The organism is Butyricicoccus faecihominis (genome assembly GCF_024462775.1).
GTDB classification, from domain to species: domain Bacteria; phylum Bacillota; class Clostridia; order Oscillospirales; family Butyricicoccaceae; genus Agathobaculum; species Agathobaculum faecihominis_A.
The window spans coordinates 78,148-94,317 of the sequence record NZ_JANGCE010000005.1 but is presented as its reverse complement, the minus strand read 5'-3'; the positions used below and the strand labels follow the sequence as shown (position 1 = coordinate 94,317).

Genomic DNA, 16,170 nt, shown 5'->3' with positions numbered 1-16,170 from the left:
GGAGGAACGAGATTATGGCAATGCTGGAAGTCCGGGATTTAAACGTTTATTACGGCCTGATCCACGCGCTCCGCGACGTTTCCTTCGAGGTGAACGAGGGCGAGGTCGTCGCGCTGATCGGCGCGAACGGCGCGGGCAAAACGACCACGCTGCACACCGTTACCGGCCTGCTGCCGTCTAAAAGCGGCTCGGTCGTGTTTGAGGGCAAGGAGATCGCCAAAAAGCCGGGGCACGAGATCGTGCGGCTCGGCATGAGCCACGTGCCCGAGGGCCGCCGCGTATTCGCGGGGCTGACTGTGTATGAAAACCTGAAAATGGGCGCGTACACCCGCCCGAAAAGCGAGGTCGCCGCGTCGCTCGCCGACGTATACCAACGCTTCCCCCGCTTGGAGGAACGCAAGCACCAGTTCGCGGGCACGCTGTCCGGCGGCGAACAGCAGATGCTCGCCATGGGGCGCGCGCTGATGAGCCGCCCCCGCCTGCTGCTGCTGGATGAACCGTCCATGGGCCTGTCGCCGTTGTTCGTCAGCGAGATCTTCAAGATCATCGAAGAGGTCTCGAAGGCGGGTACGACCGTGCTGCTGGTCGAGCAGAACGCGAACAAGGCGCTGTCCATCGCGGACCGCGCCTACGTGCTGGAGACCGGCCACATCGTCAAGTCGGGCGACGCAAAGGCCCTGCTGGACGACGAAGATATCAAAAAAGCCTATTTGGGAGAATAAGGGGGAACACGCGATGAACGGAAAGCACATCATCACCATTGCCCGGCAGTATGGCTCGGGCGGCAAAACAGTCGGCCAGCTGCTCGCAAAGCGGCTGGGCATCCCCTGCTATAACCGCGAGATCATCACCATGGCCTCCGAGGACAGCGGCATTAACGCCGTGCTGTTTTCGGATGAACGCCTGAAGCCCGACCTGCTCTCCCGCCTGCGCAGCCGTTACCAGAGCCGCGGCGGCAAGCCGGTCAGCCCCGAGCAGTCCGGCTTCACCGCGGAGGACAACCTGTTTGAATATCAGGCGAAGATCATCCGCCAGCTCGCGGACAAGGGGCCCTGCGTCATGATCGGCCGCTGCGCGGACTATGTGCTGCAAGGCCGCGACGACGTGACGCGCGTGTTCGTCCACGCGACCGCTGATTTTTGTTTGCAGGAGGCCATGAAGGTCGATTCGCTGCCCGAACGCGAGGTCAAAAAGAAGATCGCCGAGGTGGACGCCTACCGCGCCGCTTATTACAAGCGTTACACCGGTCAGGAATGGATGGACGCCCGCAATTACGATCTTTCCCTCAACTCTTCTGTACTGGGCTTTGACGGCACGGTAGAGGCCATCGTCGCCTACCTCGCGGTACGCGACCAGTTCTCCAAATAAAGCGTTTGCGCCCGGCCATTTACACACGGCCGGGCGTTTTTTTCACATAAATTTTCCTTGTACGGAAATATTCGACAAACCGCTGGAAACGTGCTAAACTGGGCCTATATTGAACGACGGAGGGATATTATGTACACCGATGGAAAGCTGTGGATCGCGCAGAGTGACCGGAACATTTGCCTGCTCCCCCAAATGGCCAACCGGCACGGACTGGTCGCCGGCGCGACCGGCACCGGCAAGACGGTCACGCTCAAGGTGCTTGCCGAATCGTTTTCCGATCTGGGCGTTCCGGTCTTTTTAGCCGATGTCAAGGGCGATGTTTCCGGCATGGCCGCGCCCGGCGTGGACAGCGAGGGCATGCAAAAACGCATTGCCAAGTTTGGCCTTGATCAAACGGGCTTTGCCTACCGCGGCTATCCCGTGCAGTTTTGGGATGTCTATCAGGAAAAGGGGCATCCGGTGCGCGCGACCGTTTCCGAAATGGGCCCGATGCTGCTTTCCCGCATCATGGATCTGAACGATACGCAGGAGGGCGTTTTAGATATCGTGTTCCGCGTGGCGGACGATCAGGGCTTGCTGCTGCTGGACCTGAAGGACCTGAAAGCCATGGTGCAGTATGTCGGCGACCACGCCGCGGAGCTGAAAAGCGAATACGGCGCCATCCCCACGCCCTCCATCGGCGCGATCACGCGCCAGCTGCTGAATTTAGAGGACGCGGGCGGCGGCGTGTTCTTCGGCGAGCCCGCGCTCGATCTTGCCGACTGGATGCGGTGTGACGGCGAGGGGCACGGCTATATTAACATTCTGCACTGCGCCAAGCTGTTTTTAAACCCCAAGCTGTACTCCACCTTTTTGCTGTGGATGCTGTCCGAACTGTTCGAGCGTCTGCCCGAGATCGGCGACATGGACAAACCCAAAATGGTCTTTTTCTTCGACGAAGCCCACCTGCTGTTTCGGGATACGCCCGCGCCGCTGCTTGAAAAGATCGAGCAGGTCGTGCGGCTGATCCGCTCCAAGGGCGTGGGTATTTATTTTATCACGCAAAGCCCGACCGACGTGCCGGATACCGTGCTGGCCCAGCTCGGCAACCGCATCCAGCACGCGCTGCGCGCCTATTCGCCGAGCGAGCAAAAGGCCGTCAAGGTAGCGGCCGAGACCTTCCGCGAAAACCCCGCCTTCAAAACGGCGGAGGTCATCACAGCGCTCGGCACGGGCGAGGCGCTTATCTCCTTTTTGGACGAGGAGGGCCGCCCCTCCATCGTCGAGCAGGCGCGCATCCTGCCGCCGCAAAGCCTGATGGCCGCGCTGGACGACGCAAAGCGCGCGGCGCTTATGCAGCAAAGCCCCATGGGCGCGAAATACGATCAGGCTATCGACCGCGAATCCGCCTATGAAAAGCTGAGTCAAAAGGTGCAGTGCGCGGCAGCGGAGGAGGAAAAGGCCAAACTGAAAGAGGAAGCGCTGAAGGCAGCCAAGGCGGAGCTGGCCGCCGAAGCCAAGGCCCGAAAGGAGCAGGACGCCTACGACCGTCAACTGGCCCGCGAGCAGGCCGCGGCCGACCGCGAAGCCGCGCGGGAAGCGCGGGAGCGCGCCAAGATGATCAACAAGGTCGCGGGAACCGCGCTGAACACGCTGGGCCGCGAGGTTTCCAAATCCCTTACGCGCGGCCTGATGGGCCTGCTGCGGCGCTAACCCATGGCGAAAAAATGCACATATTTTTCTAAAAACGCTTGACGGCGGCCACTGAATGCGATATAATGTATTTCGTCCTCTGCGAGAGCAGATCGGCCGCTTTGGAGAGTTGGCTGAGTGGTCGAAGGCGCACGATTGGAAATCGTGTGTGCGTGATGAGCGCACCCAGGGTTCAAATCCCTGACTCTCCGCCATAAAGTGCTGAAACCGTTTGGTTTCAGCACTTTTTGTTTGTTTAATGCCGAAATAGGTTGTGTGAATAATTGTATTGCTATAAGGCATCAATACAAAAACGGCCCATGATATATAAAAAATGCGCAGACCCTGTCAATCGGGTCTGCGCATTTTTTCTTATAACCCCAATTTTGATTGTCTTTTGCCAATTTATGATATATAGTAGAGATACGATATAGGCGGAAGGAGGGCTATCATGTTTGCAGCCGCTAAAGAGTCAAAGACCGAGTCTGCCCAGAAAAAGCCCATGCAAAATTTAACCGGCATACCGGCCCCTATCAAACAGCGCTTTGAAACTGCTTCCGGCTTTTCGCTGGATGATGTACGCGTGCATTACAATTCGGACAAGCCCAGACGGATCGGCGCCTTGGCTTATACGCAGGGCACGCAGGTGCATATCGGCCCCGGGCAGCAGCGCTATCTGACGCATGAGCTGGGCCACGTGGTACAACAAAAAGCCGGATTCGTACGCGCCAACGCCACAGTTCACGGTATGCCGCTTAACTGCGATCCACAATTAGAACGGGCCGCCAGCCACACCCCCACACATCATGCAAACACGCGGACCAGCCAAGTGATTCAGCGGGCAATGGATTGGGATAAGTTCTTTGCAGCCTTCGCCCTTGCAGGAAAATGGCTCGATGCTGCCGCCATCAATCTATTGAATCCGGGTGCGCAAGCGGTTTTTCATAATGCGAAAATCAGATACACAGAGAAAATCGGTTATCACATTATTGGGAGCGTCTCAAAGGCTTATAACACTGTCCAACAAATTTTATCAAGCCACATACGCGGCGCATTGGCATGGGTCAATCCGACAATTAACACCATAATCAATATTTCCGAGGACCACGTTGCGGACGATCCGACAGAAGACGTGGCGACGACCATTCTACACGAACTATCCCATTACGATACAAGCTTGGGAACAGACGATATCGCCTATATGTATACGATGGAGGAATTTGAGGAAAACATCCACGGCCTAACTTATGGCAACGCAGCGACGAATGCGGATTCGATTGCTTTCCTGATCCGGGCTTTGGCGCAGTTATAACGTATTGCGCCTAAAAGCGGCGCTCCTCATCCAATGATGATCGTATAAACAGCCCCAGATTGTGCAGACAGCACAATCTGGGGCTGTTCATTTTGACGGCCGCAGAGGCTTTGCTTTCTCTCAGCCGGATCGCCGTCGTACGACATGGTTTATGCCTATTCGCGGTGAGCGCCTGCCGCATTCGGTTCGCCAAACGGCAGGATCCGTCAGGCGCGATTTCCCAGAAATTTTGCCTGCAAATGCTCTAAAAATTTTTCCGTGGCTTTGGAGAATACCTGATACTTTTTCCAAACCACATCCAGCCCGACTTCCAGCCGTGGCTCCAGCGGACGAAAGCATAGGCTGCTGCCGGAGGTGTTGATCAGCCTGTCCAGCGTGAGCGCATAGCCCACGCCCTCCGCCACCATGCGGGAAGCGTTATAAACCAAGTTGTAGGTCGCCACAATATCGAGCGATTCCGGGTCGCGCCGCAGCCAGCTCGCCAAATCGTTTTTGACCATGGACTGCCGCGAAATCAGCAGGGGCACTTCCCAAAGGTCCTCCGGCCGGACGGATTCCCGCGCGGCCAACGGACTGTCCCGACGCATCAGCACGCCCCAGATGTCGGTCGCCGGCAGCTTGATGCAATCATACTTCTTCATATCAAACGGTTCGATCAAAATACCAAAATCCAAAAGGCCTTTATCCAGCCGTTCGGTCACATCGTCGGCATTGCCGCTGTGCAGATGATAGCGTATCTGGGGATAAAGCCCCTGTAATTCTTTCGCGGTCTGCGCGATCAGGCGCACCGCGTCGGTTTCGCCGCTGCCGATACAGATATCGCCGGCGATCTCCTCCGCCGGCTGGCGAAATTCGGATTCGGTCTTTTCGACCAGTTCGATGATTTCCCCCGCCCGCTTACGCAGCAATAGGCCGTCCTCCGTCAGCGAGATCTTGCGGCTGCCACGGACGAATAGCTTTTTGCCCAGCTCCGCTTCCAGATCCATGAGCTGGCGCGACAGGGTCGGCTGGGTCAGGTGCAGATATTCGGCCGCGCCCGATATGCTCTCCTCCCTCGCCACCGCGAGAAAATATTGCAGTACACGTACTTCCATTCATCGCTCCCCTCCCTTCCCTGCTATCATAACGCCACAATTCATGCTCGTCAAGCATGAATTATCATTCAATATAGGTATTTGCTATCCATCTTACCCCACGGTATAATAGCACTATAAAGGGGCGGACACAATGGACGAGAAAAAGAAACAGGACGCTATCATGCAAAATCTAAAGGACGCGGGCTGTTCGGATGATTTTGCGGCGCGCTTTTTGGGGGCGTCCACGCAGGGCGACCGGCTTTGGCTGCTATCCTGCCAGCGCTGCCGTCAGTTGGCGCGCGTACATGACGAACAGCAAAAACTCGACCGGTTGGATTATTTGCGGTACCAAATGCAAAAACCGAAAAAGAACGATCAGTAGCTTTTGTTTTTAGGAAGGAGAATCACGCAATGCACCATTTTCTTGCCACACTGACGATACTCTTGGCCATAACCGGTTGCGGGGGAGCGGACACGGCGGCGCCGGAAGCGCCACCGACCGGCGCAACGGAGCCTGCCGAAACGCAAGCCGCGAACGAGCCCGAAAGCGCTTTGACCGCCATCACGCTTACAATCGGCAGTCAAAGCTTTGCGGCTACCTTGATCGACACTGACGCGGCGCAGGCGCTGACCGAACAATTTCCCCTCACCCTGCCGATGTCCGAAATGAACGGCAACGAAAAATACTTTTACTTAGACGGCAGCCTGCCCACCGATCCCGAAACGCCCGGCCAGATCGCCGCCGGCGATATCCTGCTGTACGGCGACGACTGCTTGGTGCTGTTTTACGAAAGCTTACAAAGCACCTACCAATACACGCGCCTTGGCAGCGTGGATGACCCGGCGGGGTTGGCGGAAGCGCTCGGCGCGGGCGACGCGACCGTCGTTTGGGCGCTCGCCTGATCCCACACAAGCCTACGGAAGAAAGGAAACCGACACCATGAAAAACAAAATCGAACAGCAGCTACTCACCGGCGAGCGCGCCCTGTTCCAAGGCCGCGATCTCGCGATCTATTATTCCACCTTTGCCGACGGCGAATCGCCGCTGAAGGAGAGCCGCAACATCAACTTATATCACAGCCTGTTTCAGTGGAAATATCCGCTGTGGTACAGCAAGGATATCGTGCTGCAAAACTGCACGCTGTTTGAAATGGCGCGCGCCGGTATCTGGTATACCGAGAATATCGCGCTTACCGACTGCGTGGTGGACGCGCCGAAGAATTTTCGCCGCTCATCCGGTATTACGCTGAAAAACGTCACGTTTTCAAACGCCGGCGAAACCCTATGGAATTGCAGCCGCATCCGCATGGAACATGTGACCGCGCGCGGCGACTACTTTGCCATGAACAGCTCGGATATTGAGATCGACGGTTTTACCCTGACCGGTAACTATTCGTTCGACGGCGCGAAAAACGTTGTGATACGAAACGCGCGCATGCTGTCCAAGGACGCGTTTTGGAACTGTGAAAACGTGACCGTGTATGATTCTTTTATCTCCGGCCAATATCTGGGCTGGAACGCCAAAAACGTGACGTTTGTGGGCTGCACCATCGAAAGCGAGCAGGGCATGTGCTATATGGACAACATCGTCCTGCAAGATTGCCGCCTGCTGAACACCGATCTGGCTTTTGAATACGCGACCGTGGACGCGACGATCTTAAACAGCGTCGACAGTGTGAAAAACCCGATCGCCGGACGGATCGCCGCCCGGCAAATCAAAGAGCTGATCTTTGACGACCCGCAGATCAAACGCGAAAAAACCGCGATCACCCTTGCCGTACAGCCGCAGGATTTAGCCGGGTGAACGAGAGGAGGTCGGCCCATTGCCGGAAAGCTATTTGCTGAAAGGGCTGCTGGTCGGTCTGGTGTTCGGCGTGCCTGCCGGGGCGATCGGCGCATTGACCATCGGGCGCACGCTGGCGCACGGTTTTCGCGCTGGGCTGGCGACCGGGCTGGGTTCGTCCGCGGCGGACAGCCTGTATGCCTTGATCGGCGTATGCGGCCTGACCGCGGTATCCGATTTTCTGCTTGCGCATCAGACCGGTATGTGCATGGCGGGCTGCGTTCTCCTCGCCGCGTGCGGCGTGCGGATGCTGGCCGCCAAGGAACCGGTACCGGCGGCGACTGACCGGCAGGCCCGCCTGCCCTTGTGTTTTGTCTCCTCGTTTGTGCTCGCCCTTGCCAATCCGGCGACCATCCTCTCCTTTCTGGTTGCGTTCGCCGCGTTCGGCATCACCGGACGTTTGACGCCGGGCCAAGGCGCGCAGCTGATCGCGGGCGTTCTGATCGGCACGGGCGGATGGTGGGCGCTGCTGTCCGGCCTTGTAGCCGCGTTCCGCGGCCGCGTCACAAAGAACATGCATCGCAAGCTGAATCAGGTATTGGGCGGGCTGATGATTTTATTGAGCGCGATCCTATGGATCCGCAACGTTTGACCGAAGGAGGTCCTATGCATAGAAAACTATCCATTATAAAAAAGACCGCCGTGCTCGCGCTGGCTTTGCTGACCGGCTGCGGCCCCGCTCGTGTACCGGAGCGCAGCGTCGGCGGCGCGGCGCCGGCACTGACGGTGATCTCCCCCACGCAGGCGCAGGTACAGCTGGAGGACGGTCTGTCCGTCGTCGGCTATCAGGGCGATTACGGCTTTTCGCGGTTTTTAGAGCAGGGCGGCGCGTCGAGCGACGCGCAGGTCATGGATTATTTGAGCGAGGCGCTGCTGGACGGCGACGGCCCAACGCTCCAGACGGGCGGGTTTGGCTGTAGCACGCTGTCAGTCCCGGGTACGGACGGCGGCGCGCTGTTTGGCCGCAACTTCGACTGGGAGGCCTGCGACGCTTTGATCGTCAGCGCAACGCCGCATGAAGGGTATGCATCGGTCTCCACCGTGAACTTGAGTTTTTTGAGCAGCGCGGGCATCCCGCTGCGGCTGCTGCCGGAGCAAGCGGTCACGACCGCCGCCGTTTACGCGCCGCTTGACGGCATGAATGAAAAAGGACTGTGCGCGGCGGTGCTGATGATCGAGGACGCGGACACCATCGACCAGAACACCGGCAAGCCCGGCATCACGACCACCACCGCCATCCGGCTGCTGCTTGATCGGGCCGCCACCGTGGACGAGGCGCTCACCCTGCTGGCGCAGTACGATATGCATGCCTCGATGGATATGATGGTGCATTTCGCCATTGCGGACGCCGCCGGAAGATCGGTTGCGGTAGAGTATGTGAATAACGAGATGGTCGTGACCGAAACGCCTGTGCTGACCAACTTTTATCTGGCCGAAGGGGAAAAACACGGGATCGGCAGCGCCGAGTCGCATACCCGCTATGAAATGCTGCTGGACGCGCTTGCCGAAGCCCCGCAAATGACGATGGACGGCGTGCGCGACGCGATGGACAGCGTCAGCAAGGACGGCTTTAACGAATTCTCCTCCACCGAATGGACGGTTGTGTATGACCAGAACGCGGGAGAACTGCGGTATTTCCACCGCGAAAACTATGCGGGCGGATATGTGCTGACCGTTCCCTCCGCCGGCTGAAAGGAGCGTATCCATGAACTACCTCGGTTTGCTGCGGCAGTTTTTCCGTTTACGCGCCAACGCGAAAAAGACAAGGGCCCAAATAACAGCCCTACAGGACTTACGGCTGCGAACGCTGCTTGCGTATGCATGGGACCATTCCGACTGGCACCGCGCCCGCTTCGAGCAGGCCGGTATCGCCCGCGGCCAGCTTTCCTCCCTGCCGCTCGCCGCCTTCCCCACCATGAGCAAGCGCGATTTGCTGACGCATTTTGACGAAATCGTCACCGTGCCGGGTCTTCGGCAAGACGACCTGCGCCGCTTTGATGAAAATGATCCGTTGGGCGAACGGTCGCTTGCGGGCGGGTACCATGTGGTGCATTCCTCGGGCAGCACGGGAACCCCCGGTTATTTTGTGTACGACAATGCCGCGTGGGAGCAAATGCTGCTCGGCATCATCCGGGGCGCGCTGTGGAACATGGGCGCGGGGGACATTTTACGCCTGCTGCTCGGCGGGCCGCGTATCCTCTATCTTGCCGCGACCGGCGGCCGCTATGGCGGGGCCATGGCGGTGGGCGACGGCGCGGCCGGGCTGCGCGCCGCGCAGCTGCATCTCGACGTCAACACGCCGCTTGCCGAATGGGACCGGCGCATACAGGCGTTTCGCCCCAACATCATCATCGGTTACCCCTCCGCGGTCAAGATCTTGGGCGAACAGCTCACGCGGGGCGCGTCAGAGTACGAAATCCGCCGCGTGATATGCTGCGGCGAGCCGCTCGCACCCGGTCTCCGTCTGTATTTGGAAAACGCGTTTGGCTGCGATGTGGTGAATTTTTACGGCGCGAGCGAATCGCTGGCGCTCGGCGTGGATACCGGAAACGCGGACGGCATGGTTTTGTTCGACGATATGAACGTGATAGAAATTGAGAACGGAGAAATGTATCTGACCTCGCTGTACAACTATGCGCAGCCGCTGATCCGCTACCGCGTTTCAGACCGGCTGACGCTGCGTGAGCCCGCGCCGGACGATCCCTATCCCTTTACCCGCGCGGACTTGGTTCTGGGGCGCTGCGAGGACCTGCTTTGGTTCGACGACGGCGCGGGCGGCAGGGAATTTTTGCACCCGCTGTCGGTCGAGGGCTTCTGCATCGAAGGCCTGCGGGATTATCAGTTCCGCCAGACCGGCGCGGGCAGCTTTGAACTGCTGGCGGAAGCCGCGGAGGGCTGCCGCACGGCCGTTGGAAACGAACTGCGCAAGCAGATGGCGCGGATCTTGCGGGAAAAGTGTCTCGCGCACGTGGCATTCGAGATCCGGTTCGTGGACCGGATTTTGCCCGACCCGCGCACGGGCAAGAAAAAACTGATCCTGACCGGACCGGCTGAAAAGGAGAAAAGCGCATGAATAAGGTATTGCTTTCCGGCAAAAAGCTGGTCAAACGATTTTCCGGCCGGGCCGAGCCGGTACTCGGTGGGATCGACGTGGAGATCTTGGAAGGCGATTTCACCGTTGTCATGGGGTCGTCCGGCGCGGGAAAATCCACGCTGCTCTACACGCTCAGCGGTATGGATCGATTGAGCGGCGGACAGGTATTTTATAAGGGCAAAGAGATCACCCGCCTGCGCGAAAAGCAAATGGCGCGGCTGCGCGCTGATGAATTTGGATTCGTATTCCAACAGACGCATTTGGTCGGTAATTTGACGCTGCTGGAAAACGTTGCGGTCGCGGGTTATCTGCATCCCAAGCAGGCGGGAACACAAAAACGCGCGCACGACCTGCTGCGCCGCATGGGCGTGGCGGAAGCGGAAAACCGCTTACCCAGCGAGGTGTCGGGCGGCGAAGCCCAGCGGGCCGCAATCGCCCGGGCCATGATCGGCCGTCCGGGCCTGCTTTTCGCGGACGAACCGACCGGCGCGCTGGGTCGGCGCAGCACCGACGAAGTGCTGGACCTGCTCACCGCGCTGAACCGCGAGGGGCAAAGCCTCTTGATGGTCACGCACGAATTGCGGGCGGCGGCCCGTGGCAACCGGCTGCTGTATCTGGAGGACGGCAAGGTGCTGGACGAGCTGCGGCTGGCCGCTTATGCGCCGGACCAAGCCAAGCAGCGGGAAGCGCAGATCAGCGAATGGCTGACCGCGCTGAACTGGTAAGGCGGTGTGTCAACATGGCGTTTATCACCTTGCTGCGTGCCGGACTCAAACGGCATAAGCGCGTGCTCGCGGGACTTTTTATCCTGCTGCTGCTTGTTTCCCTGTGTCTGAACACCGTGCTGTCCGTCTGGACGGGCGCGGGAAACTATGTACGCGAAGAAATGGAACGGCTGGGCTTTGGCGATCTTACCGCATGGGTATCCGGCGCGCCGGACACCCACGCGCTGGCGCAGGAGCTTGCCGCCCTCCCCGAGGTGGGGCAAGTAAACGTGCAGCCCTTGCTCTTCGCGGACTACCGCATCGGGGCGCAGCAATCGGACAGCGAAGGGCAGCTGCTCGCCTATGACCCGGCGCGATACCCTTATCGCCTCTATACCACGGGCCTTGACGGCTTTCAGTCCGACCCGGCGGCGCCCGCACCCGGCGAAGTTTATGTTTCCCCCGCGCTCGTTTCCATGTTCGGCGCCGCCATCGGAGACGAAATCTCGTTTCCGGTGACCCGGCAGGGCGTGGAAAAGACGTTTACCATCAAGGGCTATTTTGAGGACCCCTTTATGGGCAGCTCCATGATCGGTATGAAAAGCTTTCTGATCAGCCGACAGGACTATCAGGAAGTGACGGCGCTCGCGGCTGACGCCGGGATTGACGCGCTTGCCCGCGGCGGAGCGATGTACCATATTACCCAAGCGGATAAGACGGCTTCGGCCGCCGCGCTGAACGCCGCGCTGAACGAGCGCACCAGTTTGCCGCGGTACGCGGAATCCACGCATTCCGCCGCGTCGATCGCGGGCTTTATGCTGATCCTGCAAAACGCGTTCGCCGGTTTTCTGCTGGCCTTTGTCACCGTGCTGCTCGCGGTCTCCATGGTCGTGCTCGCGCACAGTACCGGCAGCGCCATGGAGCAGGATACGGCAAGCATCGGTATTTTGAAAGCAATCGGCTTTACCGGCGGCGGACTGCGCCGGGTGCAGCTGGCGCAGTATTTGCTTCCCTCCCTGTGCGGCTTGGCGCTCGGCCTTTTGGGCGCCATTCCACTGGCCGGCGCGGCCAGCCGCATGACGGTGACGACCACCGGCCTGTTGCTGCCCGCCGCCATGCCGCTCGGGCTTTGCGCCGCCGCGCTGACTGGCATAGCGCTGCTGCTTTGCGCGCTCATTTGGCGCAAAACGGCTGTCATTCTGCGCATTGCTCCGCTACGCGCCATACGCGGCGGTGCAGCGGCAAACGCGGAAAAGCCGCGCTTTCTGCCTCTCCGGCAAAAGGGCCTTGCCTTCTGGATGGCGCTGCGCCAGCTCACCAGCGGCAAAAAGCAGTATGGGGCCGCCTGCCTCGCGGCGCTGCTTCTGGTATTCTTTTGCTCCATGATGGGGCGGATGAACAGCTGGCTGGGGCCAAACGGCGAGGGCATGATGGATGCGTTCAATCCGGCTGATCTGGATCTCGCCGTGCAGCCCTTGGGCGAAGTCGGCCGGGAGGAGATCGAGTCGGTGATCGCCCGGTACAGCGCGATTTCCGGCCGGTACGAGCTGGCCATGCCCACAGTCGCTGTAAACGGCATGGACTTCACCGCGAATGTCATCACCGCGCCGGAGCGTTTTCATTTGCTGGCAGGGCGAACCAGCGCATCTGAAAACGAGGTGGTGCTGACGGAATTTGCGGCAGCCGACCTGAACGTCAAAATCGGCGGCACGGTCACGCTTTCCGCCGGTGCGGGCAGCGGCACATTTACAGTGTCCGGCATTTACCAGTGCGCCAACGATATGGGCGCGAACATCGGCCTGAGCCGAGCGGGATACGCCCGCATTGGGCGCGACACGCCGGACATGTGGTGCACCCATTATTTTCTGACTGAACCAAACCGGCGAAACGCGGCCGCGCAAGCGCTGGAAACGGCCTTTGGGCACAACGTGCATGTGCACCAAAACACGTGGCCGGGCCTTGCCGGTATTCTATCGGCCATGCGCGCGCTGCTCCTCGTGATGACGGCGCTTACGACGCTCTTCATTTTTGTGACCGTTGCGATGACCGGCGGACGGCTGCTGCGCCGGGAGCAGAACGATCTGTGCCTCTACCGGGCGCTGGGTTTTTCCGTCAGCCGCCTGCGCCTGTCGTTCGCCCTGCGCTTCGGCGTGACAAGCATGCTCGGCGCCGGGCTTGGCGTTGCGTTGAGCGGGATACTGACCGACCCGCTCGTGGCGGCGGCCATGCGGCTCGCCGGGATCAGCAGCTTCGCTTCACGGCCGGCGCTCGGCGGCGTCCTGCTGCCCGCGCTGTTTGTGATCCTGCTGTTTACCGGCTTTTCCTATCTGGCCGCCGGAAAGATACAAAAAGCGGAGCTGACCGCCCTGGTGGCGGAAACATGACCGCTTACGATGCGCCCGATGCGGCGCGGGAAGGAAAACTTATGAGAAGAAAACGCTTATCCATACTGCCGGCTATCCTGCTGGCGACGATCGCGCTGCTGACCGGCTGCGGCCGGAACAACACGGAAAACACGGCAGACGCCGCCGCTCCCGGCGAAACGGTGACCCAGCCCGCCGATACCGGCGGCGAACCTGCCGCGGCGCCGACCGCGCTCACAGTCCGCTTTGGCGACGACGGTGCGCCCTTTACCATGCAGCTGGAGGACAACGAGACCGCCGCCGCGATCGCGGGCTATGTGGGCACGGCCGCTTGGCGGCTGCCCATTTACCACTATGGATGCGATAAAATAGGACTTAATCAGAAAACCTTGATTTGAGGGTTTTACCGATTAAGTCCTATTTTTTACCCTATTTACCCAATACCCAAAATACTTTACCCAAGAAAGGAGAACGCCGATGGCGAAAGTTATCGCAGTCATGAACGAAAAAGGAGGTGTAGGAAAGTCAGCCACGGCGACCACTCTTGCCTACCTTTTAGCAAAACGAGGTCACAAGACCGCCCTGATTGATTTTGACGGTCAGGGACACGCCAGTATAATCTATGGCGTAAAGAACACAAACAAACTGGAAGTCACAATCAACACCCTGATCCGCAGAGTAATTGAGGACGAGCCACTGCCGGAGCCGGACAGCTACATACTGAAAACCGAGTGCGGTGTGGATGTCATCCCGTCCAACAGCCAGCTTTTCACGCTGGAACGAAATCTCTGCAACGTGGATTTCCGGGAGCGTATGCTTTCCCGGTACGTTGATACCATCAAGGACAGCTACCAGTATATCATTATCGACTGTATGCCGCAGATGGGAACGCCTATGATTAACGTGATGATGTGTGCAGACAGTATTATTGTGCCTACACAGGCAGAACTTCTCTCCACACAGGGGCTGACCGAACTGCTGAAACATTATCAGACCATCCGAAGCAACAGCAATCATCGCCTACGGATTGACGGTATTCTGATTACCATGGACTCCCCTAACACCATTTTGTCCGCGCAGGTTCATAAATTGTTGGAAAATGGGTTTGCAGGGAAAGTGCCGATTTTCAAGACACATATTCCACGTTCCATAAAAGTGGCGGAAGCCGTACTGTATCACAAGACAATCTGTGAGTTTCTGCCGGACAATCCTGCGGCGGTCGCTTATGAGCGATTTGCGGATGAGTTTTTAGAAATCGAAGTGACAGAAGAAACGGAGGTGTGTACGGTTGGGTAAACCGAAAATCAATTTATCGGATTTCGATGATATGCTGAATTTTGAGCAGGAACAGCGGACGGAGGAAGCCGCCCCTGCTCCGGTTCCTGCTCCACGGGACAGTGGTATTCAGGAAATGAACTTTGACCAGATGGAGTCCTTTCCCAACCACAAATTTAAACTTTATGTCGGTAAACAATTCGATGATATGGCTGACAGTATCCGTCAGTATGGTATTTTGCAGCCGCTTCTTCTGTGGCATACCGAGGACAATCACAACTATATTTTGAGTGGACACAATCGAAAAGAATGTGGAAAGGCGGCTGGTCTTAAAGAGGCTCCTGTCATCGTCAAAGAAAATCTGACCCATGATGACGCTGTATTAATCGTAATAGAAACCAATTTGCGTCAGCGTTCCTTTACCGATATGAGTCCATCCGAAAGGGCTTACTGTCTGTTTGAGCATTACAAGGCAATGAAGTCTCAGGGCAAACGAAGCGACCTGATTTTAGAGATTGAAAGGCTCATGAACCCGCATGAAACCGACGTTTCTGCCACTTCTGCTGAAATCAGCAGAAGTTCAGGAAGCCGTGCGGAATTAGCTGAAAAATACAGTCTTACAGAGGACAGCGTAGCAAAATACATCCGCGTTGGTGAGCATTTGGATACGCCGTTGATGAATTTCTTTGATATGAGTCAATTTCCACTTTCTGTTGCATATACCCTATCGTTTGTAGTAGATAATGCCAAGCAACAGCAGATTGCCAACCTGATGGAGTCCGACAGCTACAAGGTGGATATGAAAAAGGCAGAACTGCTCCGCAGCTATTACGAAACTAGCAAATTGACCGATACGGCTATCGTGCAGATACTCTCTGGTGAGAAAACGAGAAAACCCAAGAGCGACAAGCCCCAACCGGTCAAGGTCAAGCCTGCGGTAATCTCCAAATATTTTACGACACAGACCGCCAAGGAAATAGAGGAAACCATAGACAAGGCGCTTGCCTTTTACTTTGAAAATCAAGAACAGGAAATGGAGGTGACAGTTTGAGCAAAGCGACCATTCTTGCTGACCTTTACAAAAAGGCGGTACAGGAGTACACGAAATCTCCGGCTGAATGGAAAGGCTTGCTATCCTGTGTGGCACGGTTTTATAAGCGTTCCTTTGACAATGCGGTGCTGATTTACGCACAGAAACCGGACGCCACACAGCTCGGCACATGGGATGACTGGCACGATGACCGAATCGGGCGCAGGCTCAATAAGGGAGCTAAGAGCATTGCCGTTATTGATATGCGTAATCCATCGGCCAGCCTGAAATATCTGTATGACTTCATGGACACCAATGGCACAGAGCAGAGTTTTCGGAACTTCATGCGCTATCATTGGGAGTTGGAGGAACAGTACCGTCCCAGCTTGATGCTGCGGTTCCATGAAAAATATGCCGTTCCGACCACAAGCATA

Annotated in this window: 16 protein-coding genes and 1 tRNA gene; 16 read left to right on the top strand and 1 reads right to left on the bottom strand. The window is 57.8% G+C overall.

Annotated elements, in window-relative coordinates; translation table 11 throughout:
* The first annotated feature begins 14 nt into the window (after positions 1 to 14).
* From NE562_RS04785 to NE562_RS04765, 5 genes are all read left to right on the top strand, one after another.
* The gene (locus NE562_RS04785; RefSeq protein WP_280961258.1) at positions 15 to 722 is read left to right on the top strand and encodes an ABC transporter ATP-binding protein; all 708 of its coding nucleotides are present in this window, start codon (positions 15 to 17) and stop codon (positions 720 to 722) included.
* A gap of 13 nt (positions 723 to 735) precedes the next feature.
* The gene (locus NE562_RS04780; RefSeq protein WP_280961257.1) at positions 736 to 1,368 is read left to right on the top strand and encodes an AAA family ATPase; all 633 of its coding nucleotides are present in this window, start codon (positions 736 to 738) and stop codon (positions 1,366 to 1,368) included.
* A 129-nt stretch (positions 1,369 to 1,497) separates the two neighbouring features.
* Positions 1,498 to 3,060, top strand: a complete 1,563-nt coding sequence (locus tag NE562_RS04775) for a DUF853 domain-containing protein (RefSeq protein WP_280961256.1) — start codon at positions 1,498 to 1,500, stop codon at positions 3,058 to 3,060.
* 103 nt (positions 3,061 to 3,163) lie between these two features.
* Positions 3,164 to 3,254: transfer RNA gene (locus tag NE562_RS04770), tRNA-Ser, on the top strand.
* A gap of 236 nt (positions 3,255 to 3,490) precedes the next feature.
* Positions 3,491 to 4,351: an eCIS core domain-containing protein gene (locus NE562_RS04765; RefSeq protein ID WP_280961255.1), complete on the top strand. Its 861-nt coding sequence runs from the start codon at positions 3,491 to 3,493 to the stop codon at positions 4,349 to 4,351.
* A 206-nt stretch (positions 4,352 to 4,557) separates the two neighbouring features.
* On the opposite strand, the gene NE562_RS04760 is transcribed toward NE562_RS04765, so the two are convergent.
* Positions 4,558 to 5,445 (bottom strand): LysR family transcriptional regulator, encoded by an 888-nt coding sequence (locus tag NE562_RS04760; RefSeq protein WP_280961254.1) that lies wholly within the window; start codon positions 5,443 to 5,445, stop codon positions 4,558 to 4,560.
* Between the two features lie 133 nt (positions 5,446 to 5,578).
* Between NE562_RS04760 and NE562_RS04755 the strand changes: the two genes are divergently transcribed.
* The 11 genes from NE562_RS04755 to NE562_RS04705 all read left to right on the top strand — a co-directional run bounded on the left by NE562_RS04755 (position 5,579) and on the right by NE562_RS04705 (position 15,757).
* Complete coding sequence (locus tag NE562_RS04755) at positions 5,579 to 5,809, top strand: hypothetical protein (RefSeq protein ID WP_280961253.1); 231 nt, start codon at positions 5,579 to 5,581, stop codon at positions 5,807 to 5,809.
* A 29-nt stretch (positions 5,810 to 5,838) separates the two neighbouring features.
* Positions 5,839 to 6,330 (top strand): cyclophilin-like fold protein, encoded by a 492-nt coding sequence (locus NE562_RS04750; protein WP_280961252.1) that lies wholly within the window; start codon positions 5,839 to 5,841, stop codon positions 6,328 to 6,330.
* A gap of 37 nt (positions 6,331 to 6,367) precedes the next feature.
* The gene (locus NE562_RS04745) at positions 6,368 to 7,231 is read left to right on the top strand and encodes a DUF3737 family protein (RefSeq protein WP_280961251.1); all 864 of its coding nucleotides are present in this window, start codon (positions 6,368 to 6,370) and stop codon (positions 7,229 to 7,231) included.
* A gap of 19 nt (positions 7,232 to 7,250) precedes the next feature.
* Entirely contained in the window at positions 7,251 to 7,862 is a 612-nt protein-coding gene (locus tag NE562_RS04740; protein WP_280961250.1) for a LysE family translocator, read from the top strand.
* Between the two features lie 14 nt (positions 7,863 to 7,876).
* A complete protein-coding gene (locus NE562_RS04735) occupies positions 7,877 to 8,962 on the top strand; it encodes a linear amide C-N hydrolase (RefSeq protein WP_280961249.1) in 1,086 nt (361 codons plus the stop codon).
* Between the two features lie 13 nt (positions 8,963 to 8,975).
* The gene (locus NE562_RS04730) at positions 8,976 to 10,343 is read left to right on the top strand and encodes a phenylacetate--CoA ligase family protein (protein WP_280961248.1); all 1,368 of its coding nucleotides are present in this window, start codon (positions 8,976 to 8,978) and stop codon (positions 10,341 to 10,343) included.
* Positions 10,340 to 11,089: an ABC transporter ATP-binding protein gene (locus NE562_RS04725; RefSeq protein WP_280961247.1), complete on the top strand. Its 750-nt coding sequence runs from the start codon at positions 10,340 to 10,342 to the stop codon at positions 11,087 to 11,089. The genes NE562_RS04730 and NE562_RS04725 overlap by 4 nt, the downstream gene beginning before the upstream one ends.
* Positions 11,065 to 13,452 carry an ABC transporter permease gene (locus NE562_RS04720; RefSeq protein WP_280961246.1) on the top strand — a complete coding sequence of 796 codons (2,388 nt, stop codon included), beginning with the start codon at positions 11,065 to 11,067 and terminating at the stop codon, positions 13,450 to 13,452. The genes NE562_RS04725 and NE562_RS04720 overlap by 25 nt, the downstream gene beginning before the upstream one ends.
* A gap of 41 nt (positions 13,453 to 13,493) precedes the next feature.
* Complete coding sequence (locus tag NE562_RS04715; protein ID WP_280961245.1) at positions 13,494 to 13,829, top strand: hypothetical protein; 336 nt, start codon at positions 13,494 to 13,496, stop codon at positions 13,827 to 13,829.
* 79 nt (positions 13,830 to 13,908) lie between these two features.
* Entirely contained in the window at positions 13,909 to 14,727 is an 819-nt protein-coding gene (locus NE562_RS04710; protein ID WP_240299344.1) for a ParA family protein, read from the top strand.
* On the top strand, positions 14,720 to 15,757 hold the full coding sequence (locus tag NE562_RS04705; protein WP_280961244.1) for a ParB N-terminal domain-containing protein: 1,038 nt from the start codon (positions 14,720 to 14,722) through the stop codon (positions 15,755 to 15,757). The genes NE562_RS04710 and NE562_RS04705 overlap by 8 nt, the downstream gene beginning before the upstream one ends.
* The last annotated feature ends 413 nt before the right edge of the window (positions 15,758 to 16,170 follow it).

Excerpts from the sequence above, each read along its gene's own strand:
- NE562_RS04780 (WP_280961257.1), top strand. The coding sequence starts at position 736 with ATGAACGGAAAGCACATCATCACCATTGCCCGGCAGTATGGCTCGGGC.
- NE562_RS04765 (WP_280961255.1), top strand. The coding sequence starts at position 3,491 with ATGTTTGCAGCCGCTAAAGAGTCAAAGACCGAGTCTGCCCAGAAAAAG.
- NE562_RS04715 (WP_280961245.1), top strand. The coding sequence starts at position 13,494 with ATGAGAAGAAAACGCTTATCCATACTGCCGGCTATCCTGCTGGCGACG.
- NE562_RS04725 (WP_280961247.1), top strand. The coding sequence starts at position 10,340 with ATGAATAAGGTATTGCTTTCCGGCAAAAAGCTGGTCAAACGATTTTCC.
- NE562_RS04730 (WP_280961248.1), top strand. The coding sequence starts at position 8,976 with ATGAACTACCTCGGTTTGCTGCGGCAGTTTTTCCGTTTACGCGCCAAC.
- NE562_RS04745 (WP_280961251.1), top strand. The coding sequence starts at position 6,368 with ATGAAAAACAAAATCGAACAGCAGCTACTCACCGGCGAGCGCGCCCTG.
- NE562_RS04710 (WP_240299344.1), top strand. The coding sequence starts at position 13,909 with ATGGCGAAAGTTATCGCAGTCATGAACGAAAAAGGAGGTGTAGGAAAG.
- NE562_RS04785 (WP_280961258.1), top strand. The coding sequence starts at position 15 with ATGGCAATGCTGGAAGTCCGGGATTTAAACGTTTATTACGGCCTGATC.
- NE562_RS04720 (WP_280961246.1), top strand. The coding sequence starts at position 11,065 with ATGGCTGACCGCGCTGAACTGGTAAGGCGGTGTGTCAACATGGCGTTT.
- NE562_RS04755 (WP_280961253.1), top strand. The coding sequence starts at position 5,579 with ATGGACGAGAAAAAGAAACAGGACGCTATCATGCAAAATCTAAAGGAC.
- NE562_RS04735 (WP_280961249.1), top strand. The coding sequence starts at position 7,877 with ATGCATAGAAAACTATCCATTATAAAAAAGACCGCCGTGCTCGCGCTG.
- NE562_RS04750 (WP_280961252.1), top strand. The coding sequence starts at position 5,839 with ATGCACCATTTTCTTGCCACACTGACGATACTCTTGGCCATAACCGGT.
- NE562_RS04760 (WP_280961254.1), bottom strand. The coding sequence starts at position 5,445 with ATGGAAGTACGTGTACTGCAATATTTTCTCGCGGTGGCGAGGGAGGAG.
- NE562_RS04775 (WP_280961256.1), top strand. The coding sequence starts at position 1,498 with ATGTACACCGATGGAAAGCTGTGGATCGCGCAGAGTGACCGGAACATT.